21 protein-coding genes and 1 pseudogene are annotated in these 25813 nt (G+C 72.0%); 6 read left to right on the forward strand and 16 right to left on the reverse strand.

Annotation, left to right across the window (positions count from 1 at the left end; translation table 11 throughout):
• Positions 1-2: 2 nt before the first annotated feature.
• The 3 genes from zwf to pgl are packed head-to-tail and all read left to right on the forward strand — an operon-like array spanning position 3 to position 3477.
• Positions 3-1526: a glucose-6-phosphate dehydrogenase gene (zwf, locus tag ACSUPT_RS06085; RefSeq protein ID WP_351965411.1), complete on the forward strand. Its 1524-nt coding sequence runs from the start codon at positions 3-5 to the stop codon at positions 1524-1526.
• On the forward strand, positions 1523-2704 hold the full coding sequence (gene opcA, locus ACSUPT_RS06090) for a glucose-6-phosphate dehydrogenase assembly protein OpcA (protein ID WP_436943622.1): 1182 nt from the start codon (positions 1523-1525) through the stop codon (positions 2702-2704). The genes zwf and opcA overlap by 4 nt, the downstream gene beginning before the upstream one ends.
• Positions 2701-3477 (forward strand): 6-phosphogluconolactonase, encoded by a 777-nt coding sequence (pgl, locus tag ACSUPT_RS06095; RefSeq protein ID WP_436943623.1) that lies wholly within the window; start codon positions 2701-2703, stop codon positions 3475-3477. Before opcA ends, pgl begins: the two co-directional genes overlap by 4 nt.
• Positions 3478-3567: 90 nt before the next feature.
• Here the strand turns inward: pgl and ACSUPT_RS06100 are convergent, their stop codons facing one another.
• The 15 genes from ACSUPT_RS06100 to uvrA all read right to left on the reverse strand — a co-directional run bounded on the left by ACSUPT_RS06100 (position 3568) and on the right by uvrA (position 21570).
• Entirely contained in the window at positions 3568-4416 is an 849-nt protein-coding gene (locus ACSUPT_RS06100; RefSeq protein ID WP_351965408.1) for a poly-gamma-glutamate hydrolase family protein, read from the reverse strand.
• Positions 4417-4517: 101 nt separating this feature from the next.
• The gene (locus ACSUPT_RS06105; RefSeq protein WP_403502213.1) at positions 4518-6065 is read right to left on the reverse strand and encodes a PH domain-containing protein; all 1548 of its coding nucleotides are present in this window, start codon (positions 6063-6065) and stop codon (positions 4518-4520) included.
• 134 nt (positions 6066-6199) lie between these two features.
• Entirely contained in the window at positions 6200-6700 is a 501-nt protein-coding gene (locus ACSUPT_RS06110; protein WP_404142271.1) for a PH domain-containing protein, read from the reverse strand.
• 4 nt (positions 6701-6704) lie between these two features.
• On the reverse strand, positions 6705-8360 hold the full coding sequence (gene pgi, locus ACSUPT_RS06115) for a glucose-6-phosphate isomerase (protein WP_436946176.1): 1656 nt from the start codon (positions 8358-8360) through the stop codon (positions 6705-6707).
• A gap of 214 nt (positions 8361-8574) precedes the next feature.
• Positions 8575-8910 (reverse strand): RNA polymerase-binding protein RbpA, encoded by a 336-nt coding sequence (locus ACSUPT_RS06120; RefSeq protein ID WP_003957010.1) that lies wholly within the window; start codon positions 8908-8910, stop codon positions 8575-8577.
• Between the two features lie 129 nt (positions 8911-9039).
• Positions 9040-9270: a preprotein translocase subunit SecG gene (secG, locus tag ACSUPT_RS06125; protein ID WP_058944784.1), complete on the reverse strand. Its 231-nt coding sequence runs from the start codon at positions 9268-9270 to the stop codon at positions 9040-9042.
• Positions 9271-9390: 120 nt separating this feature from the next.
• Positions 9391-10167 carry a triose-phosphate isomerase gene (gene tpiA, locus ACSUPT_RS06130; protein ID WP_361657915.1) on the reverse strand — a complete coding sequence of 259 codons (777 nt, stop codon included), beginning with the start codon at positions 10165-10167 and terminating at the stop codon, positions 9391-9393.
• Between the two features lie 5 nt (positions 10168-10172).
• The gene (locus tag ACSUPT_RS06135; RefSeq protein WP_351965404.1) at positions 10173-11384 is read right to left on the reverse strand and encodes a phosphoglycerate kinase; all 1212 of its coding nucleotides are present in this window, start codon (positions 11382-11384) and stop codon (positions 10173-10175) included.
• 114 nt (positions 11385-11498) lie between these two features.
• The gene (gene gap / locus ACSUPT_RS06140; RefSeq protein WP_351965403.1) at positions 11499-12503 is read right to left on the reverse strand and encodes a type I glyceraldehyde-3-phosphate dehydrogenase; all 1005 of its coding nucleotides are present in this window, start codon (positions 12501-12503) and stop codon (positions 11499-11501) included.
• A gap of 263 nt (positions 12504-12766) precedes the next feature.
• Positions 12767-13756, reverse strand: coding sequence for a DNA-binding protein WhiA (gene whiA, locus ACSUPT_RS06145; RefSeq protein ID WP_023589240.1), 990 nt, complete (start codon positions 13754-13756; stop codon positions 12767-12769).
• Positions 13747-14772, reverse strand: coding sequence for a gluconeogenesis factor YvcK family protein (locus ACSUPT_RS06150; RefSeq protein WP_351965402.1), 1026 nt, complete (start codon positions 14770-14772; stop codon positions 13747-13749). Before ACSUPT_RS06150 ends, whiA begins: the two co-directional genes overlap by 10 nt.
• Positions 14769-15725 carry an RNase adapter RapZ gene (gene rapZ, locus ACSUPT_RS06155; RefSeq protein WP_351965401.1) on the reverse strand — a complete coding sequence of 319 codons (957 nt, stop codon included), beginning with the start codon at positions 15723-15725 and terminating at the stop codon, positions 14769-14771. The genes ACSUPT_RS06150 and rapZ overlap by 4 nt, the downstream gene beginning before the upstream one ends.
• Complete coding sequence (uvrC, locus tag ACSUPT_RS06160) at positions 15718-17766, reverse strand: excinuclease ABC subunit UvrC (RefSeq protein WP_365724773.1); 2049 nt, start codon at positions 17764-17766, stop codon at positions 15718-15720. The genes rapZ and uvrC overlap by 8 nt, the downstream gene beginning before the upstream one ends.
• Before the next feature lie 261 nt (positions 17767-18027).
• A complete protein-coding gene (locus ACSUPT_RS06165) occupies positions 18028-18456 on the reverse strand; it encodes a Rieske (2Fe-2S) protein (protein WP_361657904.1) in 429 nt (142 codons plus the stop codon).
• 201 nt (positions 18457-18657) lie between these two features.
• Complete coding sequence (gene uvrA, locus ACSUPT_RS06170; RefSeq protein WP_436943628.1) at positions 18658-21570, reverse strand: excinuclease ABC subunit UvrA; 2913 nt, start codon at positions 21568-21570, stop codon at positions 18658-18660.
• Positions 21571-21765: 195 nt separating this feature from the next.
• On the opposite strand from uvrA, the gene ACSUPT_RS06175 reads away from it, so the two are divergent.
• The 3 genes and pseudogenes from ACSUPT_RS06175 (at position 21766) to ACSUPT_RS06185 (ending at position 24582) form a co-directional block, all read left to right on the forward strand.
• Positions 21766-22455 (forward strand): maleylpyruvate isomerase family mycothiol-dependent enzyme, encoded by a 690-nt coding sequence (locus ACSUPT_RS06175; RefSeq protein WP_436943629.1) that lies wholly within the window; start codon positions 21766-21768, stop codon positions 22453-22455.
• Between the two features lie 9 nt (positions 22456-22464).
• The gene (locus ACSUPT_RS06180) at positions 22465-23121 is read left to right on the forward strand and encodes an MBL fold metallo-hydrolase (protein ID WP_351965396.1); all 657 of its coding nucleotides are present in this window, start codon (positions 22465-22467) and stop codon (positions 23119-23121) included.
• A gap of 167 nt (positions 23122-23288) precedes the next feature.
• Positions 23289-24582, forward strand: a pseudogene (locus ACSUPT_RS06185) (MFS transporter).
• Positions 24583-24649: 67 nt separating this feature from the next.
• Here ACSUPT_RS06185 and ACSUPT_RS06190 read toward each other — a convergent pair.
• Positions 24650-25639, reverse strand: coding sequence for a TerC family protein (locus tag ACSUPT_RS06190; protein ID WP_351968495.1), 990 nt, complete (start codon positions 25637-25639; stop codon positions 24650-24652).
• Positions 25640-25813 lie beyond the last annotated feature (174 nt).

Consider the following 25813-nt stretch of genomic DNA (forward strand, 5'->3'; position numbering starts at 1 on the left):
CCTTGCACAGCAGCAATCCGCTGCGTGACGCCGCGGACCGACGGCTCCCGCGCATCGCGGGGCCGTCGGGCCTGGTGATCTTCGGCGTTACGGGCGATTTGTCCCGGAAGAAGCTGATGCCCGCCGTCTACGATCTGGCGAACCGGGGGCTTCTGCCGCCGGGCTTCGCGCTGATCGGGTTCGCCCGCCGCGAGTGGGCGGACGAGGACTTCGCGCAGGTCGTCCACGACGCCGTGAAGCAGCACGCGCGCACGCCCTTCCGCGAGGAGGTCTGGCAGCAGCTGATCCAGGGCATGCGGTTCGTCCAGGGCGACTTCGACGACGACGCGGCGTTCGAGCAGCTCAAGGCCACGATGGACGAGCTGGACAAGGCGCAGGGCACGGGCGGCAACTTCGCCTTCTACCTGTCGGTGCCGCCCAAGTTCTTCCCCGTGGTCGTCCAGCAGCTGAAGCAGCACGGCCTGGCCGAGCAGCGGCAGGGGTGCTGGCGGCGCGCGGTCATCGAGAAGCCCTTCGGGCACGACCTGGCGTCGGCGCAGGAGCTGAACGCGATCGTCCACGAGGTGTTCACCCCGGACCAGGTGTTCCGGATCGACCACTACCTCGGCAAGGAGACGGTCCAGAACATCCTGGCGCTGCGCTTCGCCAACACCCTTTTCGAGCCGATCTGGAACCGGTCGTACGTCGACCACGTCCAGATCACCATGGCCGAGGACATCGGCATCGGCGGCCGGGCCGGCTACTACGACGGCATCGGCGCCGCCCGCGACGTCATCCAGAACCACCTGCTCCAGCTGCTCGCGCTGACCGCGATGGAGGAGCCCGCCTCCTTCGACGCCGACGCGCTGGCCGCCGAGAAGACCAAGGTGCTGGGCGCCGTGCGGCTGCCGAAGGACCTGGGCGCCTCGACGGTGCGCGGCCAGTACGCGGCCGGGTGGCAGGGCGGCGCGCCGGCCGTCGGCTATCTGGAGGAGGAGGGCATCGACCCCGACTCCAAGACCGACACCTACGCCGCGATCAAGCTGGAGATCGACAACCGCCGCTGGGCCGGTGTCCCCTTCTACCTGCGCACGGGCAAGCGCCTGGGCCGCCGGGTGACGGAGATCGCCGTCGTCTTCCAGCGGGCCCCGCACTCCCCGTTCGACCACACGGCGACGGAGGAGCTCGGCCACAACGCGCTGGTCATCCGCGTCCAGCCGGACGAGGGCGTGACCATGCGGTTCGGCTCGAAGGTCCCGGGCACGTCGATGGAGGTCCGGGACGTCTCGATGGACTTCGCCTACGGCGAGTCGTTCACCGAGTCCAGCCCGGAGGCGTACGAGCGGCTCATCCTCGACGTCCTCCTCGGCGACGCCAACCTCTTCCCGCGCGTGGAGGAGGTCGAGCTGTCCTGGCGGATCCTCGACCCGATCGAGGAGTACTGGGACCAGCACGGCAGGCCCGCGCAGTACAAGGCGGGCACGTGGGGTCCGGTCGAGGCGGACGAGATGCTCGCACGAGACGGACGGAGCTGGCGCCGGCCATGAAGATCGACCTTACGGACACCACCTCCAGCAAGATCAACAAGGCGCTGGTGCAGGGTCGGCGGGCCATCGGCACGCCGGCCGTCGGCATGGTGCTGACCCTGGTCATCGTCACCGACGAGGAGAACGCCTACGACGCGCTGCGGGCGGCCAACGAGGCGTCCCGCGAGCACCCGTCGCGCAAGCTCGTCGTCATCAAGCGCGTCTCGCGCTCGCCGCGCGACCGGGCGAAGGCCCGGCTGGACGCCGAGGTGCGGGTCGGCGCGGACGCGGGCACCGGGGAGACGGTCATCCTGCGCCTGCGGGGCGAGGTCATCGACCACGCCCAGTCGGTGGTGCTGCCGCTGCTGCTGCCCGACGCGCCCGTCGTCGTGTGGTGGCCGGTGAACGCGCCGACCGACCCGACCAGCGACCCGCTGGGCGCGCTCGCCCAGCGCCGGGTGACCGACACGTACAACGCCGAGGACCCGGTGAGCGAGCTCGCCGCGCGCGCCGAGGCGTACACCCCTGGTGACACCGACCTGTCCTGGACCCGGATCACTCCGTGGCGTTCGATGCTCGCCGCCGCGCTGGACCAGGTCGCCTGCCAGGTGATCTCCGCCGAGGTGGAGGGCGAGGAGTTCAACCCGAGCGTGGAGCTGCTCGCCATGTGGCTGGCGGACCGGCTGGGGGTGGCGGTGCGCCGTACGACCTCCACGGGGCCGGGCCTCACCGCCGTGCGGCTGGAGACGGACTGCGGGCCGATCGTGCTGGACCGGCCGGACGGGTCGCTCGCCACGCTGTGCGTGCAGGGGCAGCCGGACCGGGCGGTGGCGCTGAAGCGGCGCGACACGGCCGAGCTGATCGCGGAGGAGCTGCGCCGGCTGGACCCGGACGACACCTACGCGTCGGCCCTGCGGTACGGGGTGGCGCGGCTGGGCCAGGGCTCCGGCCAGGGCGTGGCGCACGAGGTCTCCGGGTCCGGCGCCGGCCGGGGCTCGGCCCCGGCTGAAGGCGCGGGCGCGTCGGACGACTCGGCCTCCGGTGCCGGGGGCTCGGCTTCCGGCGGGGGCTCGGCTTCCGGCGGGGCCGGCGAGGGTGAGGCGTCCGACGGCTCGGACGCCGCCGCCGCTCAGGCTGCCGCGCCTTCGGCGAAGTCCGGTGCGAAGAAGGCCCCGGCGAAGAAGGCGGCCGCCAAGTGAGCGCACCGCAGCTGGTCGTCCACCGCGACAAGGAGCTGATGGCCCAGGCCGCCGCCGCCCGGCTCATCACCCGGATCGTCGACGCGCAGGCCGCCCGCGGCTCCGCGTCGGTCGTCCTGACCGGCGGCCGCAACGGCAACGGCCTGCTGGCCGCGCTGCGCACCGCCCCCGCGCGGGACGCGGTCGACTGGTCGAGGCTCGACCTGTGGTGGGGCGACGAGCGGTTCCTCCCGGAGGGCGACCCCGAGCGGAACGTCACCCAGGCGCGTGAGGCCCTGCTCGACCATGTGCCGGTCGACCCGGCGCGGGTGCACGCGATGCCTGCGGCGGACGGTGCCTACGGGACGGACGCCGACGCGGCGGCCGCCGCGTACGCGCGGGAGCTCGCCGAGGCGGGGGAGAACCACGGGCCCGTCCCCCGGTTCGACGTCCTCATGCTGGGCGTCGGGCCCGACACCCATGTGGCGTCGCTCTTCCCGGAGCACCCGGCGGTGCGGGAGACCGAGCGGACGGTGGTGGGCGTGCACGGCGCGCCGAAGCCGCCGCCCACCCGGATCTCCCTGACCCTTCCGGCGATCCGCGCGGCCCGCGAGGTGTGGCTGCTGGCGGCCGGTGAGGACAAGGCGCAGGCGGTGGCCGTCGCCCTGTCCGGCGCCGGTGAGCTGCAGGCCCCGGCGGCGGGCGCGTACGGGCAGGCGCGGACGCTCTGGCTGCTGGACGCCGCCGCGGCGGCCCGGCTGCCGCGCGACCTGTACCCCGTCGGCTCCGCCTGACGGCTCGTCACCCCGTCGGCACGTACGGTGCCGGGCCCGGTCCGCGAGGGTTCGCGGACCGGGCCTCCGGCTTTCCGGGCCTTGCCGAGGTCAGAGGATGACCTGGTCGGGGTCCTGGTGCAGCTTGGCGATGGCGGTGCGGCAGGCGCGGACGAAGTCCCAGTAGACCGGGGTCGTGCTGCCGGCGCGCCCCGCGCGGGTGTTGACGGAGAACATCGCGGCGCGCAGTTCGGTGGTGAGCTCCAGCTGGCCGCCCTTGCCGAGCATGGTGCGGTTGCAGGGGTTGTCGGGGTTGATGCCCGCGAGGTCGCGGACCTCCGGGTCGTTGCCGTCCTTCCAGGCGATGCCCACCCGGTCGAACTCCGCCTTCAGCAGGGACTTGAACCGCTCGTTGAGCCCGCCGACGACCACCGCCCGCGGGTTGGCCGTGTGGGCCTGGGCGGCCGTGCAGCCGTGCAGGCTGAGCACATTGAGGCTGGAGCGGACCATCGACTGGCAGACGTGGTCGTCGTTGTTCTTGGCGGTGACGTGCAGTTCGCGGTTGTTGGAGCTGCGCAGGCCCTCGAACATCCAGTAGTCGTGGACGCCCAGGCCGTCGTCGAGCGGCTGGAGGGTGGCGGGATGGTATCCGGCTATGCCGAAGCACAGCTCCGAGGTGCCGGTCTCGATCCCGCCGCCGTGCATGGCGAGGACGGTGGTGCGGTTGTAGGGGTACCGGTCCGGATAGCTGTGGTCGAGGAACTCGTGCCGCTTGTACCGGCGGGCGAACTCGGTGCCCTCCTGCCCGGCCAGCTTGGTGTAGAGGTCGGTGTTGGACGTGTAGAGGTCGAACTCGTCGGTGGCGTGCGCCGGTGCGGCGGCCACCGTGCCGAGCAGCGGCCCGGCGACGGCGGCCGTGGCGAGCGCGGTGAGGACGGTACGTCGGCTGGTCTGCGTCATCCGGCCATGATCAGCACCGGCGGGCGGAGGTGGCCATTCCGCCGCCGCGCCCTGCGTCGACCCACCGCCCCATGCCACTCCCCCACACGCCACCGCCCATGTCACCGCGCCGCTTCGCCGAGCGGCTCCACCGGTTCGAGGAACGGCTCCAGCAGTCCCGGCACGGCGGCGGCCGCGAACCGCAGGCCCTCGCTCTCGTCCGCGTCGTACACGTCGTAGGCGCCGTCGCCCGCCGCCGTCGTCGCGGTCAGCGTCAGCAGCCCGGCGCGCCGCTGGGCGTACGACTGCTTGAGCGTCCATCCGATGACGCCGCCGCGCTGGAGGGCGACGGTCGAACGGCGCACCGTGCCCGAGCGCGCCACCAGGTAGCCGCCGGATATGGCGTGCCCGAGGTTCCGGTAGGCGTCGAGCGCGAGGAGCACGGCGCACGGCACCAGCAGCAGGGCCGCCGCCCCGGCCGCGTACAGCAGCGCGGGGACGTCCAGCGCGGCACCGAGCACGGTGAGGACGAGGACGGGCAGCGCGGCGGCGCCCACCGCCCAGCGCAGCCGCCGCGCGCGGGCCGCCCGCGGGTGCCGGACGAGCGGCGCGCCCGTGGGCGGCCCGGCTTCGCGCAGCACCCGGGCGGCCACCTCGTCGGCGACCCGGCGGGGCACGGCCGGCAGCAGCGACTTGTGGGTGTCGTGCTTGTCGTCGGAGCCCTGCGCGAGGCCCGTGGCGACGGCGTCTATCCGCGCGGCGCCGAACATCCGGACGCCCAGCGGCTCGACCAGCTCCACACCGCGCAGCCGGCGCTCCTCGATGGACAGCGAGCGGGCGGTCAGCAGCCCGCGCCGGACCCGCAGCGTGCCGCCCGGCTCGCGCTCCAGCCGGAAGTTCCACCACATCTCGACCCACAGGGCGAGCGCTCCGACGACCCCGGCGAGGAGCGCGGCGGCGACGAGCGTGACGACGATCCAGACGACCGGCGTCCGGCGGAACAGGTCGCCGACGCGGTCGATGACCTCGGCCTGCACCCCGAACCATTCGCTGACCTGCATCACCGCGCCGACCGCCGCGCCACCGAGGAGCGGGGCCACGAAGGACACCGGTGCGTACCGGATCCAGGACGGGTCGAACACGGCCAGCTCGCCGTCGTGGCGGGCCGTGGCGTCCGCGGCGGGGGCGCGGCGCAGCAGCTCACGGCGCAGCCGCTCCCCCTCGGCGCGGCCGACGGCGTGCAGCTCCAGCGTGGACTCGGAGCCCCCGGTGCTCTCGCCCGTGCCGATGCGGACCTTCACCAGGCCGAGGAGGCGCAGCAGCAGATGGGCGGTCAGGTCGACGCTGCGGATGCGCTCACGGGGCAGGGAGCGGCGCCGGTCGAGGACGAACAGCCGCGACTGGAGCTCGACCCGCTCCTCCCCGACGCGGTAGCGGGTGCGGTGGCACCGTACGTACTCGACGGCGACCCCGCCCGCGACGAGCAGCAGGAAGCCGGCGGCCACCACGAGCAGCGCCAGCGGCGCGCCCAGCGGTCCGGTCAGCCCGAGGAACGCCGGCACGGCGCCGCCCGCCGCGAAACCGGCCCCGGCGGCTCCGGTGACGACGGCCGTCCGGGGGTCGAGCCCCCGCCACTCGCCGGGCCCACCCGGCACAGGTCCACCGGGCACGGGCCCACCCGGCACAGGTCCACCGGGCACGGGCCCACCCGGCACAGGCCCACCCGGCACAGGCCCACCCGGCACGGGCCCGCCGGGCACAGGCCCGCCGTCGCCTTCGGGCGCCGCCGCCTCCGGCGCGGGGCTCATGTCGCGTCCCCGGGGGTGTCGCGGGTGATCAGCGTCAGGCGTTCGGCGAGGTCGGCGGCCAGCCGGTGGTCGAGTCCGGCGATGGTGACCGCGCCCTTGGCGGACGCCGTGGTGACGGTGACCGTGGCGAGCCGGAACGCCTGCTCCAGGGGCCCGCGCACGGTGTCGACGGTCTGGATGCGGGACATGGGCGCGATCCGCCACTCCTGCCAGAAGAAGCCGGTGCGGACGTACACCGCCTCGTCCGTGACCTCCCACCGGTGGACCCGGAACCACCAGCGGGGGAAGAACGCGGTGCAGGCGAGGCCCACCGCCGCCACCGCGCCCGCGGACCCGAACAGCCAGCTCCTGGCCGGCTCGATGAAGCCGCCCAGCACGGCCAGGACGACCGTCGGCACGGCCGTCGCCAGCAGCCACTGCGTGCGCCACCAGGCGACGGCCCGCTCGTCCAGCGTGTTCCGCGGCGGCCGCAGCCGCACCGCGCTCTCCCCCCGCATCACGTCACCCCGCCCGCAGCGCCCGGTAGGCGGCGGCCAGGGCCGCCGTGGAGCTGTCGAGGCCCTCGCCGCCGACGCCCTGCGTCAGGACGGGCTCGATGCGCTTGGCGAGGACCTTGCCGAGCTCGACGCCCCACTGGTCGAACGAGTCGATGTTCCAGACGGCGCCCTGGACGAAGACCCTGTGCTCGTACAGGGCGACCAGCTGGCCCAGGACGGACGGGGTCAGCTCGTCGGCGAGGATCGTGGTCGTCGGGTGGTTGCCGCGGAAGGTCTTGTGCGGCACCAGCTCCTCGGACACCCCCTCCGCCCGCACCTCGTCGGCGGTCTTGCCGAAGGCGAGGGCCTGGGTCTGGGCGAAGAAGTTGGCCATCAGCAGGTCGTGCTGGCCCACGAGGTGGGGCATCAGGTCGCCGACCGGCTTGGCGAAGCCGATGAAGTCGGCCGGGATCGTCTTGGTGCCCTGGTGGATCAGCTGGAAGTAGGCGTGCTGGCCGTTGGTGCCGGGGGTGCCCCAGACGACCGGTCCGGTCTGCCAGTCGACCGGCTGCCCGTCGCGGTCCACGGACTTGCCGTTGGACTCCATGTCGAGCTGCTGGAGGTAGGCGGTGAACTTGGACAGGTAGTGCGAGTAGGGCAGCACCGCGTGGGACTGGGCGTCGAAGAACGCGCCGTACCAGACGCCGAGGAGGCCGAGCAGCAGCGGGGCGTTCTCCTCGGGCGGCGCGGTGCGGAAGTGCTCGTCCATCAGGTGGAAGCCGTCGAGCATCTCGCGGAACCGGTCCGGGCCGATCGCGATCATCAGGGACAGGCCGATGGCGGAGTCGTAGGAGTAGCGTCCGCCGACCCAGTCCCAGAACTCGAACATGTTCGCCGTGTCGATGCCGAAGTCCTGGACCTTGCCGGCGTTGGTCGACAGGGCGACGAAGTGCCGCGCGACGGCCTCCTGGCCGGCCTTCAGCTCACCGAGCAGCCATTCGCGGGCGGATGTGGCGTTGGTGATGGTCTCGATGGTGGTGAACGTCTTGGACGCGATGATGAAGAGGGTCTCCTCCGCGTCCAGGTCGCGGATCGCCTCGTGCAGGTCGGCGCCGTCGACGTTCGACACGAAACGGAACGTCAGACCGCGGTGGGTGTAGGCGCGCAGCGCCTCGTACGCCATGGCGGGGCCGAGGTCGGAGCCGCCGATGCCGATGTTCACCACGTTGCTGATGGGCTTTCCGGTGTGGCCCGTCCAGGCGCCGGAGCGGACGCGCTCGGCGAAGTCGGCCATCCGGTCGAGGACGGCGTGGACACCGGGGACCACGTTCTCCCCGTCGACCTCGACGACGGCGTCGCGCGGGGCGCGCAGCGCGGTGTGGAGGACGGCGCGGTGCTCCGTCGTGTTGATCTTCTCGCCGCGGAACATCGCGTCCCGCAGCTCCGCGACGCCGGCGGCCTCGGCGAGGCGGCGCAGCAGCGTCAGCGTCTCGTCGGTGACGAGCTGCTTGGAGTAGTCCAGATACAGGTCGCCGACCCGCAGGGTGTAGTCGGTGCCGCGCGTCGGCTGGGCGGCGAACAGCTCGCGCAGATGTGTCCTGCCGAACCGCTCGCGGTGTTCCGCGAGAGCGGCCCACTCCGGCATCCGGTTCAGCCTCGGGCGGCTGCTTTCTGCGTTCATGTTGGACATCAGCCCACTTCTTCTCGTACCTGCCTGCTTGCCCCGCTGCACCTCCAACCTAATTGATCTGACCTCGTGCCACCGACTTGTCCACAGGTCGAAGTTGGCCGGGTGAGGGAGTTCTCCACAGGCATGCGAAAAGGGCCCCGCTCGCGGAAATCCCCGGGGGGGATTCGCGGGCAGGGCCCGTGGTGCTGCTGCCAGGTGCCGGAACTCAGATCTCGCCGCGCAGTTTGGCCAGTGCCTCGGCCAGGATCGCCTCGCCGTCCGCGTCGCTGCGCCGCTCCCTGACGTACGCCAGGTGGGTCTTGTACGGCTCGGTGCGCGGCGGGTCCGGCGGGTTGTCCCGGTCCTGACCGGCCGGGAAGCCGCACCGGGGGCAGTCCCACGTGTCGGGGACCTGTGCGTCGCTGGCGAAGCTCGGCTGTGTCTCGTGCCCGTTGGAGCACCAGAAGGAAATGCGGAGCCGGGGTGCGGACTCGCCGCGCTCGGCCTCCCCCATCGGCCCCGCCCCGACCCGGCTTCCCCGGATCGCGTTGCCACTTGCCACGGTCGTCACTCCCTGCGTGATGGTGCTCGAGGATGCCCCAGTCTACGTAAGGCCCAACGCACGTCCAGTGACGGGAGTTACCCCGCCCCGGGACGCGGACGCCAAGGCGGCGGGCCGGGCTGGACCCGGTCAGCCGTCGAGCTTGATGAGCAGCCCCACGACGACGATGCAGGCGACCCACAGCAGGCCGACGACGACGGTGATGCGGTCGAGGTTGCGCTCGGCGACCGAGGAGCCGCCGACGGAGGACTGCATACCGCCACCGAACATGTCGGAGAGACCGCCGCCCTTCCCCTTGTGCATCAGCACCAGCAGCATCAGCAGCAGGCTGAACACGATCAGGGCGATCGAGAACCCCATAATCACGGCTGGACCCTACTTCCTGGCAATTCTCTCGGACTGGATGGACGACGGGGGCCCTGGGCTCACCCAGAGCCCCGGGCCCCCGCAAGGGTACGACGATTCCGCCCTACCGCATACTCACTGGTCGCGGAAGCGGACGATCTTGACGAACTCCTCCGGGTCCAGCGCGGCGCCGCCGACCAGCGCGCCGTCCACATCGGGCTGCGCCATGATCGCGGCGATGTTGCCGGCCTTCACGGAGCCGCCGTACTGGATGCGGACCTTGTCGGCCAGCTCCTGCGAGTACAGCTCGGCGAGGCGGCCGCGGATGGCGCCGCACACCTCCTGCGCGTCCTCGGGGGTGGCGACCTCGCCGGTGCCGATGGCCCACACCGGCTCGTAGGCGATGACGATCGTCTCGGCCTGCTCGGCGGGGATGCTCTGCAGGCCGCCGTCGAGCTGGGCGAGGGTGTACGCGACCTGGTCGCCGGCCTTGCGGACGTCGAGGCCCTCGCCGACGCACAGGATCGGGGTGAGGCCGTGCCGGAAGGCGGCCTTCACCTTCTCGTTGCAGGTGGTGTCGGTCTCGCCGTGGTACTGGCGGCGCTCGGAGTGGCCCACGGCGACGTAGGTGCACCGCAGCTTGGCGAGCATGGCGCCGGAGATCTCACCGGTGTACGCCCCGGAGTCGTGCACGGACAGGTCCTGGGCGCCGTACTTGATCTTCAGCTTGTCGCTGTCCACCAGGGTCTGCACGGAGCGCAGGTCGGTGAAGGGCGGCAGGACGGCGACCTCGACGGCGTCGTAGTCCTTGTCGGTGAGGGCGAAGGCGAGCTTCTGGACGTGCGCGATGGCCTCGAGGTGGTTGAGGTTCATCTTCCAGTTGCCCGCCATGAGCGGGGTGCGGGTGGTCACGGTGTTCAGTCCTCCAGTGCGGCGAGGCCGGGAAGCGTCTTGCCCTCGAGGTATTCGAGGCTGGCGCCGCCGCCGGTCGAGATGTGGCCGAATGCGTTCTCGTCGAAGCCCAGGATGCGGACGGCCGCGGCGGAGTCGCCACCGCCGACGACCGTGAAGGCCGGGGAGTCGACGAGCGCCTGGGCGACGGCCTTGGTGCCCTGGGCGTAGTCGGGGTGCTCGAAGACGCCCATCGGGCCGTTCCAGAAGACGGTCGCGGCATCGGCCAGCTTCGACGCGTACAGCTCGCGGGTCTCCGGGCCGATGTCGAGGCCCTCCTGGTCGGCGGGGATGGCGTCCGCGGCGACCGTGGTCGGGTTGGCCGGGGCCTTCGTCTTGAGGTCCGGGAACTCGGCGGAGACCAGGACGTCGACGGGGAGGACGAACTCCACGCCGCGCTTCTCGGCGCGGTCCAGGTAGTCCAGGACGGCCGGGATCTGGTCCTCCTGGAGCAGGGAGATGCCGACCTCGTGGCCCTTGGCCTTGAGGAAGGTGTACGCCATGCCGCCGCCGATCAGGATGCGGTCGGCCTTCTCCAGCAGGTGGTCGATGACGCCGAGCTTGTCGGAGACCTTGGCGCCGCCGAGGACGACCACATAGGGCCGCTTGACGTCGTCAGTGAGCTTCCTCAGGACGCCGACCTCGGTGGCGATGAGGTGGCCGGCGTAGGCGGGCAGCAGCTTCGGCAGGTCGAACACCGAGGCGTGCTTGCGGTGCACGGCGCCGAAGCCGTCGCCGACGTAGACGTCGGCGAGAGCGGCGAGGCGGGCGGCGAACTCGGCGCGCTCGGCGTCGTCCTTGGACGTCTCGCCGGCGTTGAAGCGCAGGTTCTCGATGACGGCGACCTGGCCGGCCTGGAGGCCGCCCACCGCGTCGTGGGCCTCGCTGCCGATGGTGTCGCCGGCGAACGCGACGGGCGCGCCGAGCAGCTCGCCGAGGCGCTCGGCGGCGGGGCGCAGCGAGAAGGCCGGGTCCGGGGCGCCCTTGGGGCGGCCGAGGTGGGAGGCCACGACGACCTTGGCGCCCGCCTCGACGAGGGCCTTGATCGTGGGCAGGACGGCGCGGATGCGGCCGTCGTCGGTGATGGTGGTGCCGTCGAGCGGGACGTTGAGGTCGGCGCGGACGAAGACCCGCTTGCCGTCGACCCCCTGCTCGAGAAGTGTGTCGATCGTCTGCATCGGTGTGGTGCTCCTTGGAGAACTCGTGGCCGGGGCAAGCCACGGGGCCCGTACAGCGCGACGTCGCGCTGCCCGGGCCCCGTGCTCACATCGAGGTGCCCGCCCTGCTGTTTATCAGAGCTGGGAACCGACGAAGACGGTCAGGTCCACCAGACGGTTCGAGTAGCCCCACTCGTTGTCGTACCAGCCGACGACCTTGACCTGCTTGCCCTGGACCATCGTCAGGGACGAGTCGAAGGTGCAGGAGGCCGGCCAGTTGACGATGTCGGAGGAGACGATCGGGTCCTCGGTGTACTCCAGGATGCCCTTCAGCTGGCCCTCGGCGGCCTTCTGGAAGGCGGTGTTGACCTCGTCCTTGGTGACCTCGCGGTCGAGCTCCAGCACCAGGTCGGTGACCGAGCCGGTCGGGACCGGGACGCGCATGGCGATGCCGTCCAGCTTGCCCTTGAGCTGCGGGAGGACCAGCGCGGTCGCCTTGGCGGCGCCGGTGGACGTCGGGATGATGTTCTCCGCGGCGGCACGGGCGCGGCGCAGGTCCTTGTGCGGGAAGTCCAGGATGCGCTGGTCGTTGGTGTAGGCGTGGACCGTGGTCATCATGCCCTTGACGATGCCGAAGCTCTCGTCGAGGACCTTGGCCATCGGGGCCACGCAGTTGGTGGTGCAGGACGCGTTGGAGATGACGTGGTGCTGCGCGGGGTCGTACTTCTCCTGGTTGACGCCCATCACGATGGTGATGTCCTCGTCCTTGGCCGGGGCCGAGATGAGGACCTTCTTCGCGCCGCCGGCGATGTGCTTCTCGGCGTCGGCCTTCTTGGTGAAGATGCCGGTGGACTCGATGACGATGTCGACGCCCAGGTCGCCCCAGGGGATGTCGGCCGGGTTGCGCTCCGAGAGCACCTTGATGGTGTGGCCGTCCACGGTGATGGTGTCGGCCGTGTGGGTCACCTCGGCCTTGAGGCGGCCCAGAATGGTGTCGTACTTCAGCAGGTGCGCGGTGGTCGCGGTGTCACCCAGGTCGTTGACAGCCACGATCTCGATGTCCGCACCCTGCTCCAGCAGCGCCCGGAAGTAGTTACGACCGATGCGGCCGAAGCCGTTGATTCCTACGCGGATCGTCACGAACCGATCTCCTCGTTAGGTACGCCGGGGTTCGACGCCCGGCGAGCTTTATTTGGGATGTCCCCGACCGCCTCCGACCCTACATCTCCCAAGCCGCTTGAGTGACATCCAGCGCACCGTAAAGACCCGAACCGGAAAATCTACCGTCTGGTTAATCATTTGTCGGACCACCGGCCCATATGTGCAGACGACAAAACCCCGCCGGGCCTGCGGAAACAGCGGCTCGGCGGGGTCGTGCGCGGGGCGGGGTGCGGCGGTGGAAATCAGCCGACGAGACCGTCGGCCATCTCCTCCGTCAGATTCGATTCGGTCCCCGGAATACCCAGGTCCTGGGCCCGCTTGTCGGCCATTGCGAGAAGGCGGCGGATTCGGCCCGCGACGGCGTCCTTGGTGAGCGGCGGCTCGGCGAGCGCGCCCAGCTCCTCCAGCGACGCCTGCTTGTGCTCCATGCGCAGCCGGCCGGCGGCCGCGAGGTGCTCGGGCACGTCCTCGCCCAGGATCTCCAGGGCCCGCTGCACCCGGGCGCCCGCGGCAACCGCGGCACGCGCCGAGCGACGCAGGTTGGCGTCGTCGAAGTTGGCCAGGCGGTTGGCGGTGGCGCGCACCTCGCGGCGCATCCGCCGCTCCTCCCAGGCCAGTACGGACTCGTGGGCGCCGAGCCGCGTCAGCAGCGCGCCGATCGCGTCGCCGTCGCGGACGACGACCCGGTCCACGCCCCGTACCTCGCGGGCCTTCGCGGCGATGGACAGCCGCCGGGCGGCGCCGACCAGGGCGAGCGCGGCCTCCGGGCCGGGGCAGGTCACCTCCAGGGAGGAGGACCGGCCCGGCTCGGTCAGCGAGCCGTGCGCCAGGAACGCGCCGCGCCAGGCGGCCTCCGCGTCACAGGTGGCGCCGGAGACGACCTGCGGGGGCAGCCCGCGGATCGGCCGGCCGCGGCCGTCCACGAGGCCCGTCTGGCGGGCCAGCTGGTCGCCGCCCGCCACCACGCGCACCACGAAGCGGGAGCCTCGCCGCAGCCCGCCCGGGGCCATGACGATCAGCTCCGAGCCGTGGCCGAAGATCTCCGCGATGTCCCGCTTCAGGCGGCGCGCCGCCATCGCCGTGTCCAGCTCCGCCTCGATCACGATCCGGCCGCTCACCAGGTGCAGGCCGCCGGCGAACCGCAGGATCGACGAGACCTCGGCCTTTCTGCAGCAGGTGCGGGTGACGGGGAGCCGGGAGATCTCGTCCTTCACCGCTGCCGTCATCGCCATGGGCCGATCCTTCCATGCATCCGAAAAATACGGTCGTACGCGGCGGCCAGCAGCTCCGGGTCGTGCTTGGGCAGGCCGTCCTTCCGGGCCACCGGGGCCAGCTCGACCGCCGCTCCGAGCCGCTTCGCGGCGTCCGCCAGAGATTCGCGGTCGGGCACGGCGGCCTCGTCGGCCAGCACCACGTCCAGGGCGAGTTTAGGGGCGTGTCGGGCCAAAACCTCCAAATGACGCTGCGGAGAGAACCCGGCGGTTTCCCCGGGCTGCGGCGCGAGGTTCAGCGACAGCACCCTGCGGGCCTTGGTCTCGACGAGCGCGTCCAGCAGTTCCGGCACCAGCAGGTGCGGGATCACCGAGGAGAACCACGAGCCGGGCCCGAGGACCACCCAGTCGGCGTCCAGCACCGCGGCGACGGCCTCCGGCACGGCCGGCGGGTCGTGCGGCACCAGGTGCACCGACTGGACCTCGCCGGGCGTGAGCGCCACCGTCGCCTGGCCGCGCACGGTGTCCACGTCGTGCGGACGGGCCGGGTCGTGGCCCCTGACCAGCGCCTGGAGCTCCAGCGGCACGGCCGACATGGGCAGCACCCTGCCCTGCGCGCCGAGCAGCCGGCCGACCAGGTCCAGGGCCTGCACATGGTCGCCGAGCTGCTCCCACAGGGCGACGATCAGCAGATTGCCGACGGCGTGCTCGTGCAGGTCGCCCTTGGACTGGAAGCGGTGCTGGATGACCCGCGCCCACGTCTGGCCCCAGTCGTCGTCGCCGCACAGGGCGGCGAGCGCCTTGCGGAGGTCGCCGGGGGGCAGGACGCCCAGCTCCTCGCGGAGCCGGCCGCTGGACCCGCCGTCGTCGGCGACGGTGACCACGGCGGTCAGGTCGCCGGTGATCCGGCGCAGGGCGGCGAGTGAGGCCGACAGGCCCATGCCCCCGCCGAGGGCGACGACCTTGGGCTGCGCGCCGCGTCTGCGCAGCGTACGAGCGGTGAGGGTGCTCGCACGCCGGCGGTAGGGGCGCCTCACTCGCGCCCCATGTCCCGGTGCACGACGACGGTCTCGACCCCTTCCGAGGCGAGCCTGGCGGCGAGCTTCTCGGACATGGCGACGGAGCGGTGCTTGCCGCCCGTGCAACCGACGGCGATGGTGACGTAGCGCTTGCCCTCGCGGCGGTAGCCGGCGGCGATCAGCTGGAGCAGCTCCGTGTACCGGTCGAGGAACTCCTTGGCGCCGGGCTGGTTGAAGACATAGCCGGACACCTCCTCGTTGAGCCCGGTGAACGGGCGCAGCTCGGGCACCCAGTGCGGGTTGGGCAGGAAGCGGCAGTCGACCACCAGGTCGGAGTCGACGGGCAGGCCGTACTTGTAGCCGAACGACATGACCGTCGCCCGCAGCTCGGGCTCCTCGTCGCCCGCGAACTGGGCGTCCATCTTGGCGCGCAGCTCGTGGACGTTGAGGCTGGAGGTGTCGATCACCAGGTCGGCGTCGCCGCGCAGCTCGCGCAGCAGGTCGCGCTCGGCGGCGATGCCGTCGACGATCCGGCCGTCGCCCTGGAGGGGGTGCGGGCGGCGTACCGATTCGAAGCGGCGGACGAGGGCCTCGTCGGACGACTCCAGGAAGACGATGCGGCGGGTGACCTGCTTGGCGTCGAGGTCGGCGAGGGACTCGCGCAGATTGTCGAAGAACTGCCGGCCGCGCACGTCGACGACGACGGCGATGCGGGCGACGTTCCCCTGGGAGCGGGCGCCGAGCTCCACCATGGTGGGGATCAGGGCCGGGGGCAGGTTGTCCACGACGAACCAGCCGAGGTCCTCCAGGCACTTCGCGGCGGTGCTGCGCCCGGCACCGGACATGCCGGAGATGATCACCAGCTCGGGGATGGCCGCCTCGGCGGCCTCTCCGGCCTCGATCGTCGTGCCCGTACTCACGTCTGCTGCTCCGTCTTCTCGGTCGTGGTCGTGCGCCGTGTGCTCATTCATGTCCGGATTCCCGTCCATGTGCCGTTCCCCCGTCGTCGTCTTCAATGATCTCTCCTGTCGCCGTGTTCACGGCGGGGGCGGCCGGCGCCGCCTGGGCGAGGGCGACGGCGACCGCCTCGGCGGTCTTGCGGCCGAAGCCGGGCACCTCGCAGATCTGCTCGATTGTCGCCTGCCGGAGGCGTTTCACCGAACCGAAATGCTTGATCAACGCCCGTTTGCGCGCCTCGCCCAGGCCCGGCACGTCGTCGAGGGGACTGGTCCTCAGCCGCTTGCCCCGCTTGCCCCGCTGGTAGCGGATGGCGAAGTCGTGAGCCGTGTCACGGACCCGCTGGAGGAGGTAGAGGCCCTCGCTGGTGCGGGGCAGGACGACCGGGTCGTCCTCGTCGGGCAGCCAGACCTCCTCCAGGCGCTTGGCCAGGCCGCACACGGCGACGTCGTCGATGCCCAGCTCGTCCAGCGCCCGGCGGGCCGCGGCGACCTGCGGCTTGCCGCCGTCGACCACGACGAGCTGCGGCGGGTACGCGAACTTCTTCGGCCGGCCGTCCTCCGCGGGCGCGGGCTCGGCGGCGTCGACGGGCACCTCGCCGCTCTCGGCGAGCCACTCCCCCGTCTGCTCCTTCTCCGCGAGGTAGCGCCGGAAGCGGCGGCTGACCACCTCGTGCATGGAGCGCACGTCGTCCTGGCCCTGGCCGTGCCACACCTGGGTGTCGCCGACGCGGCCCTTGATCTGGAAGCGGCGGTACTCGCTCTTGCGGGGCAGCCCGTCCTCGAAGACGACCATGGAGGCGACGACGTCCTCGCCCTGGAGGTGGGAGATGTCGAAGCACTCGATGCGCAGCGGGGCCGTGTCCAGGCCGAGGGCGTCGGCGATCTCCTCCAGGGCGCGGGAGCGGGTGGTGAGGTCGCTGGCGCGCTTGGTCTTGTGGAGGACCAGGGCCTGCTGGGCGTTGCGCCCGACGGTCTCCATCAGGTCCTTCTTGTCGCCGCGCTGCGGTATGCGCAGGGACACCTGGGAGCCGCGGCGGCCGCTCAGCCACTCGGTGACGGCGTCGAGGTCCTCGGGGAGGGCGGGCACCAGGACCTCCTTGGGCACGGCGTCGCCGCTCTCCTCGCCGTACAGCTGCTGGAGGGCGTGCTCGACCAGGCCGGCCGTGTCGACGGCCTCCACCTTGTCGGTGACCCAGCCGCGCTGGCCGCGCACCCGGCCGCCGCGCACGTGGAAGATCTGGACGGCGGCCTCCAGCTCGTCCTCCGCGACGGCGATCAGGTCGGCGTCGGTGGCGTCGGCGAGGACCACGGCGTTCTTCTCCATGGCCCGGCGCAGCGCCTCGATGTCGTCGCGGAGGCGGGCGGCGCGCTCGTACTCCATGTCGTCGGCGGCCGCCATCATGTCCTTCTCCAGGCGGCGGATGTACGTGCCGGTCCGGCCGGCCATGAAGTCGCAGAAGTCCTCGGCCAGTTCGCGGTGCTCCTCGGGCGTGACCCGGCCGACGCAGGGCGCGGAGCACTTGCCGATGTAGCCCAGGAGGCAGGGGCGGCCGGTGCGGTGGGCGTTGCGGAAGACGCCGGAGCTGCACGTGCGGACGGGGAAGACGCGCAGGAGCAGGTCGACGGTCTCGCGGATGGCCCACGCGTGGGCGTACGGCCCGAAGTAGCGCACGCCCTTCTGCTTGTGGCCGCGCATGACCTGGACGCGGGGGAACTCCTCGCCGAGGGTGACCGCGAGGTACGGATAGCTCTTGTCGTCGCGGTACTTGACGTTGAACCGGGGGTCGAACTCCTTGATCCAGGAGTACTCCAGCTGGAGGGCCTCCACCTCCGTGGAGACCACCGTCCACTCCACGGAGGCGGCCGTGGTGACCATGGTGCGCGTGCGCGGGTGGAGTCCCGCGAGGTCCTGGAAGTAGTTGGCGAGGCGCTGGCGCAGCGACTTGGCCTTGCCGACGTAGATCACGCGGCCGTGCTCGTCACGGAACTTGTAGACCCCCGGCGAGTCGGGGATCTGTCCCGGCTTGGGGCGGTAGCTGGAGGGGTCTGCCATACCCCACACCCTACTGGCGCCCACCGACACCCCGGCCCGCCCGCGAAGCCGCGCCCGGGGTCGCCGCGGGGGTGCCACGGGGCCGGGTGTGGACGCCTGCCGCCGGCCAGGCCGGCCGCGGGGCGGGAGGGTGTGGGCGCCGGGCGGGACGGGCCCGGAGTGGGCGCCCGGTGGGCGGGGCCGATGCGCGCCGCGGGGCGCCGGGCGCGTGCGGGCCGCGGGGCGCGGAGGGTGACAGGCGCGGGCGGTGGGCGCCGGTCGTCAGGCCTGGGGGCCGGCGATCAGCTTGCCGTTCTTGACCGTGACGGGGACCTCGGGCAGCGGGACCGTCGCGGGGCCCTTGAGGGACTTGCCGGTGGTGACGTCGAAGCGGCTGCCGTGGCAGGGGCAGTTGCCCTCGTTCTCCTCGATCTTGTCGAGGACGCATCCGGCGTGGGTGCACTGGGCGCTGAACGCCTTGTACTCGCCCTCGGCGGGGCGGTGGACGAGGAGGCGCTGCTCCCGGTAGAGGCGGGCGCCGCCGACGGGCACCGCGTCGGCCGCGCCGAGGTCGACGGGGGCCGTCGGGGTGGGCGTGCGGGCGTGGCCGAGCTTGGACTCGGTGGAGCAGGCGGCGACCCCCAGCCCTGCGGTGCCGGCGAGGGCGGCGCCTTTCAGCACGGTGCGGCGGGTGGCGGGCTGGCCGGGCATGGGCGCTCCTGGGCGTGCGGGTGGGTGGGGCCGGCGTCGGTGCGACCGGTACGGACCCGACGATACCGACGCAACCCGGCACCCCTTCCGCCGGGTCCCGCCCATGGACGGACGCCCCCGAGGCGGCGACCGCGCGTGGCGGTCGCCCCTCGGGGGCGGCGGTCGGCCGGCGCCCCGGCGGGCGGCACCGGCCGCTGGGCGTCAGCGGGCGCGGGCGGCGGTCTTGCGGGCGCGCTTGGCCTTCGGGACGGCCGGGGTCGCGTCGCTGATGCGGCTGGGGTCGAGGATGTCGCGGAGGAACTTGCCGGTGTGGCTCGCGGGGACTCCCGCGACCGCCTCCGGGGTGCCTTCGGCGACGACCAGGCCACCGCCGCTGCCGCCCTCGGGGCCCATGTCGACCAGCCAGTCGGCCGTCTTGATCACGTCGAGGTTGTGCTCGATGACGATCACGGTGTTGCCCTTGTCCACCAGGTCGGACAGCACCTTGATCAGCTTGGCGATGTCCTCGAAGTGGAGACCGGTCGTCGGCTCGTCCAGGACGTAGACCGTGCGGCCCGTGGAGCGCTTCTGGAGCTCGCTGGCGAGCTTGACGCGCTGGGCCTCGCCGCCGGAGAGGGTGGGCGCGGACTGGCCGAGGCGCACGTAGCCCAGGCCGACCTCGTTGAGCGTCTTGAGGTGGCGGGAGATGGACGGGACGGCCTCGAAGAAGTCCAGCGCCTCCTCGATGGGCATGTCGAGCACCTCGGCGATGGACTTGCCCTTGTAGTGGACCTCCAGGGTCTCCCGGTTGTAGCGGGCGCCGTGGCAGACCTCGCACGGGACGTAGACGTCCGGGAGGAAGTTCATCTCGATCTTGATGGTGCCGTCGCCGGAGCAGTTCTCGCAGCGGCCGCCCTTGACGTTGAAGGAGAACCGGCCGGGCATGTAGCCGCGGACCTTCGCCTCCGTCGTCTCGGCGAACAGCTTGCGGATGTGGTCGAAGACACCCGTGTACGTCGCCGGGTTGGACCGGGGCGTGCGGCCGATGGGCGACTGGTCGACGTGGACCACCTTGTCGACCAGGTCGTCGCCGTCCACGCGGGTGTGGCGGCCGGGCACGGACCTGGCGCCGTTCAGCTCGCGCGCCAGGTGGGTGTACAGGATGTCGTTGACCAGCGTGGACTTGCCGGAACCGGAGACGCCGGTGACGGCGGTGAGCACGCCGAGCGGGAACGACACGTCGATGTCGCGGAGGTTGTTCTCGCGGGCGCCGTGCACGGTGAGCTGGCGCGCCGGGTCGACGGGCCGGCGGACCTCCGGCACGGGGATGGACTTCCTGCCGGAGAGGTACTGCCCGGTCACGGACTGCTTGTTGGCGAGGAGCTGCTTCAGCGGTCCGGAGTGGACGACCTCGCCGCCGTGCTCGCCGGCGCCGGGGCCGATGTCGACCACCCAGTCGGCGACCTTGATCGTGTCCTCGTCGTGCTCCACGACGATGAGCGTGTTGCCCATGTCGCGCAGCCGGACCAGGGTCTCGATCAGCCGGTGGTTGTCGCGCTGGTGCAGGCCGATGGACGGCTCGTCCAGCACGTACAGCACGCCGACCAGGCCGGAGCCGATCTGCGTGGCGAGCCGGATGCGCTGGGCCTCGCCGCCGGAGAGCGTGCCGGCGGCGCGGTTGAGCGAGAGGTAGTCGAGGCCGACGTCGACCAGGAACCTCAGCCGCTCGTTGACCTCCTTCAGCACCCGCTCGGCGATCTTCTTGTCGCGGGCGTTGAGCTTGAGCCGGCCGAGGAACTCGGCGCACTCGCTGATGGACATCGCGGAGACCTCCGCGATGGACTTGTCCATGATCGTCACGGCGAGCACGATCGGCTTCAGGCGCGTGCCCTCGCAGGTGGGGCAGGGCACCTCGCGCATGTAGCCCTCGAAGCGCTCGCGGCTGGAGTCGCTCTCGGCCTCGCTGTGGCGGCGCTTGACGAAGGACACGGCGCCCTCGAAGGCGGTGGTGTACGCCCGCTCCCGGCCGTAGCGGTTGCGGTACCGCACCTCGACCTGGGTCTTGTGGCCGTACAGCAGGGCCTTCTTGGCGCGCTGCGGCAGCCCGGCCCACGGGATGTCCGTGCGGAAGCCGAGCGCGTCGGCGAGCCCGCCGATCAGGCGGCCGAAGTACTCCTTGGTGTGGCCGTGCGACCAGGGGTGGATGGCGCCCTCGTCCAGGGAGCGCTCCTCGTCGGGGACGACGAGCTCGGGGTCGACCTCCATGCGCGTGCCGATGCCGGTGCAGTCGGGGCAGGCGCCGAAGGGCGAGTTGAACGAGAAGGAGCGGGGCTCGAGCTCCTCGAAGGACAGGTCGTCGTACGGGCAGTACAGGTGCTCCGAGTACATCCGCTCGCGCTCGGGGTCGTCCTCGGGGAGGTCCACGAAGTCGAGCACGACCATGCCGCCGGACAGGCCGAGGGCGGTCTCCACGGAGTCGGTGAGCCGCCGCTTGGCGCTCTCCTTGACGGTGAGGCGGTCCACGACCACCTCGATCGTGTGCTTCTCCTGCTTCCTCAGCGTGGGCGGCTCGCTCAGCTGGACGGTCTGCCCGTCGACGCGCGCCCGGCTGTAGCCCTTGGTCTGGAGGTCCGCGAAGAGGTCGACGAACTCGCCCTTGCGCTCGCGCACCAGCGGCGAGAGGACCTGGAAGCGGCTGCCCTCGGGCAGCTCCAGCACCTTGTCCACGATGGCCTGCGGCGACTGGCGGGTGATCGGCCGGCGGCACTCGGGGCAGTGCGGCTTGCCGATGCGGGCGAAGAGGAGGCGGAGGTAGTCGTAGACCTCCGTGATCGTGCCGACCGTGGAGCGCGGATTGCGGGAGGTCGACTTCTGGTCGATGGAGACGGCCGGGGAGAGGCCCTCGATGAAGTCGACGTCCGGCTTGTCCATCTGGCCGAGGAACTGCCGGGCGTACGACGAGAGCGACTCGACGTAGCGCCGCTGCCCTTCGGCGAAGATGGTGTCGAACGCGAGGGAGGACTTGCCCGACCCCGAGAGCCCGGTGAAGACGATGAGCGAGTCACGTGGCAGGTCGAGCGAGACGTTCTTCAGATTGTGCTCGCGCGCGCCACGGACGATGAGACGGTCGGCCACGCCGGGTCCGCACCTTTCTTGAGAGAAGCGGGGGGTCAGCCCCCGTCTCCGACCGCCCCAGCCTAGGGGGGCCGCCAGATGGATGACTGCCTGACTTTCAAGGATGCCTCCATCGAGCGTATAGCACGCGCATTCGATTTCCGGCCGCTCCCGGAGAGCTTCACCCGAACGAGTGGCGGCGCTACTGTCAGCAGCATGATCGACCACGCCCATGACCTGGCCTCCGTCCGCGAGGCGACCGACCGGCTGCTCACCGCCGCCTCCACCCTGGACGACTCGGCCGTCGCCGCGCCCTCCCGGCTTCCCGGCTGGACCCGCGGCCATGTCCTCGCCCACCTCTCCCGCAACGCCGACGCCCTGGTGAACGTGTTGCGCGGACTGCCCATGTACCCCAGCGCCGAGGCCCGCGAGGCCGACATCGAGCGCGACGCCGTACGCCCGCTCGCAGCCCACCTCGACGACCTGCGGGCCAGCGCCGAGCGCTTCCGCGCCGAGGGCGACGCGCCCGCCGACTGGGGCCGCACCGTCGAGCTCCGCAACGGGGTGACCGACCTGGCCGCCCGCGTCCCCTTCCGCCGCCTGGTGGAGGTCGAGCTGCACCACGTCGACCTCGGCGTCGGCTACGAGCTGGAGGACCTGCCGGAAGAGTTCACCGAGCGGGAGATCGACTTCCTGACGGAGCGGTTCGCCGGCCACAAGGACGTCCCCGCCACCACCGTCCTCGCCGAGGACGGCCGGAAGTGGACCACCGGCGGCGGCGCGGACGGCGGCCCGGTGACCGTCCAGGGCACCCGCGCCGACCTGCTGGGCTGGCTCGCGGGCCGCCGCGACGGCTCCGCGCTGGACGTCTCGAACGGCACCCTCCCGGCGCTGCCCCCGCTATAGGCTGGCCCCATGACGTACAGCGGAGCGGTGAAGGTCGGCGGACCCGCGGATGCGCACGAGCTGACGGACCTGATCATCTCGAAGGTCGCCGTCGGACCGATGGACAACAACGCGTACCTGCTGCGCTGCCGGACCACCGGCGAGCAGCTGCTGATCGACGCGGCGAACGAGCCGCGGACCCTGCTCCAGCTGATCGGTGACGACGGCATCGCGTCCGTCGTCACCACCCACCGCCACCACGACCACTGGTACGCCCTGCGGGACGTGGTGGCGGCCACGGGGGCCCGCACCTACGCGGGGCGGTACGACGCCGAGGGGATCGACGTGCCGACGGACGTCCTCGTGGAGGACGGCGACACGATCCGGGTGGGCCGGGTCGAGCTGACGGCGCGCCACATGACCGGGCACACACCGGGCTCGATCGTGCTGGTCTACGACGACCCGCACGGCCACCCGCACGTCTTCACCGGCGACTGCCTGTTCCCCGGCGGCGTCGGGAACACCCACAAGGACCCCGAGGCGTTCGCCAGCCTCCTCCACGACGTGGAGACCAAGCTGTTCGACGCGCTGCCGGACGAGTCCTGGGTCTATCCGGGCCACGGCCGGGACACGACGCTGGGCGACGAGCGCCCGCACCTCCCGGAGTGGCGCGCGCGGGGCTGGTGACGCGCCGGGTACCCACCCGCGTGCCTCCGCGCGCCCCGTGACCCCGGCGCGCCGCGCACGGTTGGCGCGGCATGCAGCACCACACCTCTTCCGACGACGGTCACGCGTCCCCCGCTGACGCGCACGCGCCCGGCAGCGCCGCGCCCCCGTCCGCGGACGGGCCTTCCATGGGGCGGGTCGCGGCCGCGTCGCTCGCCGGTACGGCCGTCGAGTTCTACGACTTCTACGTCTACGGGACCGCTGCCGCGCTGGTCCTGGGACCGCTGTTCTTCCCCACCTTCTCGCCGCTGGCCGGGACGCTCGCCGCGTTCGGCACCTTCGCCGTGGGGTTCGTCTCGCGCCCCCTGGGGGCGGTGGTCTTCGGGCACGTCGGTGACCGGCGGGGGCGCCGGACGGTGATGTTCGCGTCGCTGGCGCTGACGGGCGCGGCGACGGTCGCGGTGGGGTGCGTGCCGTCGTACGCGGTGATCGGCCCGGCGGCGCCCGTGCTGCTGCTGGTGCTGCGGTTCCTCCAGGGGCTGGGGCTCGGCGGCGAGTGGGGCGGTGCGGTCCTGCTGGCCGGGGAGCACGCCCCGGAGCGGCGGCGCGCGCTGTGGGCGAGCTTCCCGCAGATCGGGCCCTCGGTGGGGTTCCTGCTGGCGAACGGGGTGATGCTGGCGCTCTCCGCCGGGCTGAGCGACGCGGCGTTCCGGTCGTGGGGGTGGCGGGTGCCGTTCTGGGCGGCGGGGCTGCTGGCGCTGGGCGGACTGCTGCTGCGGTCGTCCCTGGCGGAGACGCCGCAGTTCCGGGAGCTGGCGGAGACGGGACGGCGGGCGGGCGCCCCGCTGGTGGAGGTGGTGCGCAGGCAGTGGCGGTTGCTGCTGCTGACGGCGGGTGCGCTGGCGGTGGGGTACGCCGTGTTCTACGCGGTCTCCACGTGGGCGCTCGCGTACGGCACGGAACGGCTCGGGGTGAGCCGCACGGTGATGCTCGGCTGCGTGATGGCGGCGGTGGCGGTGAAGGGCGCCGTGACGCCGTTCGCGGCGGTGCTGGGCGACCGGTACGGGCGGCGGCCGATGTGTCTGGCGGGGTGCGCGGTGTGCGCTGTGGATGTTCCCGATGGTGGGCCTGCTGCACACCGGACGGCCGGCCTTGATGTTCCTGGCGATGCTGGTGGCGCTGCTGGGGTTCATCACGATGTTCGCGGTGGTCGGCGCGTATCTGCCGGAGCTGTACGAGCCGCGGGTGCGCTGCACGGGTGCGGCGGTGGGCTACAACCTGGCGGGGGTGCTGGGCGGGGCGCTGACGCCGGTGGTGGCGACCACGGCCGCCGCGGGGGGCTCGGGGCCGCCGTGGGCGGTGGCGGCGTATCTGGCGGGAATCGCGGTGGTGAGCCTCGGCTGCTTCGCGCTGCTGCCCGAGACGGCGCCGGGAACGGCCTCGGCACGGCGCGCCCCCGCGGGGGAACCGGCGCCGGCGTGAGGCCGGACGCGCGCGTCGGCCGGGTCGTGGGACGACCCGGCCGACGCCGCCGCTGCCCTCGGGGGCGTCAGATCTTCGCGGATTCGGTGTCCTTCTCGGTCCCCTCGTCCTGCGCGGCCTGGCGGCGCGAGGCGATGAGGCTGGTGATCGTGGTGACGATCAGGACACCGCAGATGACGGCCAGCGAGAACGGGATGGAGATCTCCGGGACGTGCACCCCGGACTCGTGCAGGGCGTGCAGGACCAGCTTGACGCCGATGAAGCCGAGGATCACGGAGAGGCCGTAGCTCAGGTGGACCAGCTTCTTGAGCAGGCCGCCGATGAGGAAGTACAGCTGCCGCAGACCCATCAGGGCGAAGGCGTTCGCGGTGAAGACGATGTACGGGTCCTGGGTCAGGCCGAAGATCGCGGGGATCGAGTCCAGCGCGAACAGCACGTCCGTGGTGCCGATGGCGAGCATGACCACCATCAGCGGCGTCAGCACGCGCTTGCCGGCGACCTGGATCGACAGCTTCGTGCCGTGGTAGCGGTCGGCGACGCCGAAGCGCTGCTCGATCGACTTCAGGAGGCGGTTCTCCTCGTACTCCTCGTCGGGCTCGTCGGAGGAGGCTTCCTTGATCAGCTTCCAGGCGGTGTAGATCAGGAACGCGCCGAAGATGTAGAAGACCCACGAGAAGCTGGCGATGATCGCGGCGCCCGCGGCGATGAAGATCGCCCGCAGCACGAGCGCGATGAGCACGCCCACGAGCAGCACCCGCTGCTGGAGGTGGGACGGCACGGAGAACTTCGCCATGATCAGGACGAAGACGAAGAGGTTGTCGACGCTGAGCGACTTCTCGGTGATGAAGCCGGCGAAGAACTCCCCGGACGCCTTGCTGTCGCCGAAGACCCACAGGCCGATGCCGAAGAGGACGGCGAGGACGATCCAGACGACCGTCCAGATTCCGGCTTCCTTGATCGACACATCGTGGGGCTTGCGCCCGATGAGGAAGTCGACCGCGATGAGGGCGATGAGACCGAGAACGGTCACCACCCACAGGTTCATTGAAACGTCCACTGCGCCTCCGGCGTCGTACGGCTACTGATCAGCGTCGTCGCTGCCGGAGGTCTCTTCCACCCGAGCGCCCGCGGATGTCCGGGCGGTGCTCTACGGGCCGGCGCCCCGGGACCGGTCTCCGTCCGACCGGGCCGTACTGACGGGCACGCCGCTGTGTGGGAGTACTCCCCTCCG

Origin of the sequence: Streptomyces sp. SudanB25_2051 (genome assembly GCF_964272635.1) — a bacterium.
GTDB lineage: Bacteria > Actinomycetota > Actinomycetes > Streptomycetales > Streptomycetaceae > Streptomyces.

Excerpts from the sequence above, each read along its gene's own strand:
- ACSUPT_RS06175 (WP_436943629.1), top strand. The coding sequence starts at position 21,766 with ATGATCGACCACGCCCATGACCTGGCCTCCGTCCGCGAGGCGACCGAC.
- ACSUPT_RS06180 (WP_351965396.1), top strand. The coding sequence starts at position 22,465 with ATGACGTACAGCGGAGCGGTGAAGGTCGGCGGACCCGCGGATGCGCAC.
- ACSUPT_RS06165 (WP_361657904.1), bottom strand. The coding sequence starts at position 18,456 with ATGCCCGGCCAGCCCGCCACCCGCCGCACCGTGCTGAAAGGCGCCGCC.
- ACSUPT_RS06135 (WP_351965404.1), bottom strand. The coding sequence starts at position 11,384 with ATGCAGACGATCGACACACTTCTCGAGCAGGGGGTCGACGGCAAGCGG.
- secG (WP_058944784.1), bottom strand. The coding sequence starts at position 9,270 with ATGGGGTTCTCGATCGCCCTGATCGTGTTCAGCCTGCTGCTGATGCTG.
- ACSUPT_RS06110 (WP_404142271.1), bottom strand. The coding sequence starts at position 6,700 with ATGCGGGGGGAGAGCGCGGTGCGGCTGCGGCCGCCGCGGAACACGCTG.
- whiA (WP_023589240.1), bottom strand. The coding sequence starts at position 13,756 with ATGGCGATGACGGCAGCGGTGAAGGACGAGATCTCCCGGCTCCCCGTC.
- rapZ (WP_351965401.1), bottom strand. The coding sequence starts at position 15,725 with ATGAATGAGCACACGGCGCACGACCACGACCGAGAAGACGGAGCAGCA.
- uvrC (WP_365724773.1), bottom strand. The coding sequence starts at position 17,766 with ATGGCAGACCCCTCCAGCTACCGCCCCAAGCCGGGACAGATCCCCGAC.
- ACSUPT_RS06100 (WP_351965408.1), bottom strand. The coding sequence starts at position 4,416 with ATGACGCAGACCAGCCGACGTACCGTCCTCACCGCGCTCGCCACGGCC.
- opcA (WP_436943622.1), top strand. The coding sequence starts at position 1,523 with ATGAAGATCGACCTTACGGACACCACCTCCAGCAAGATCAACAAGGCG.
- pgi (WP_436946176.1), bottom strand. The coding sequence starts at position 8,360 with ATGAACGCAGAAAGCAGCCGCCCGAGGCTGAACCGGATGCCGGAGTGG.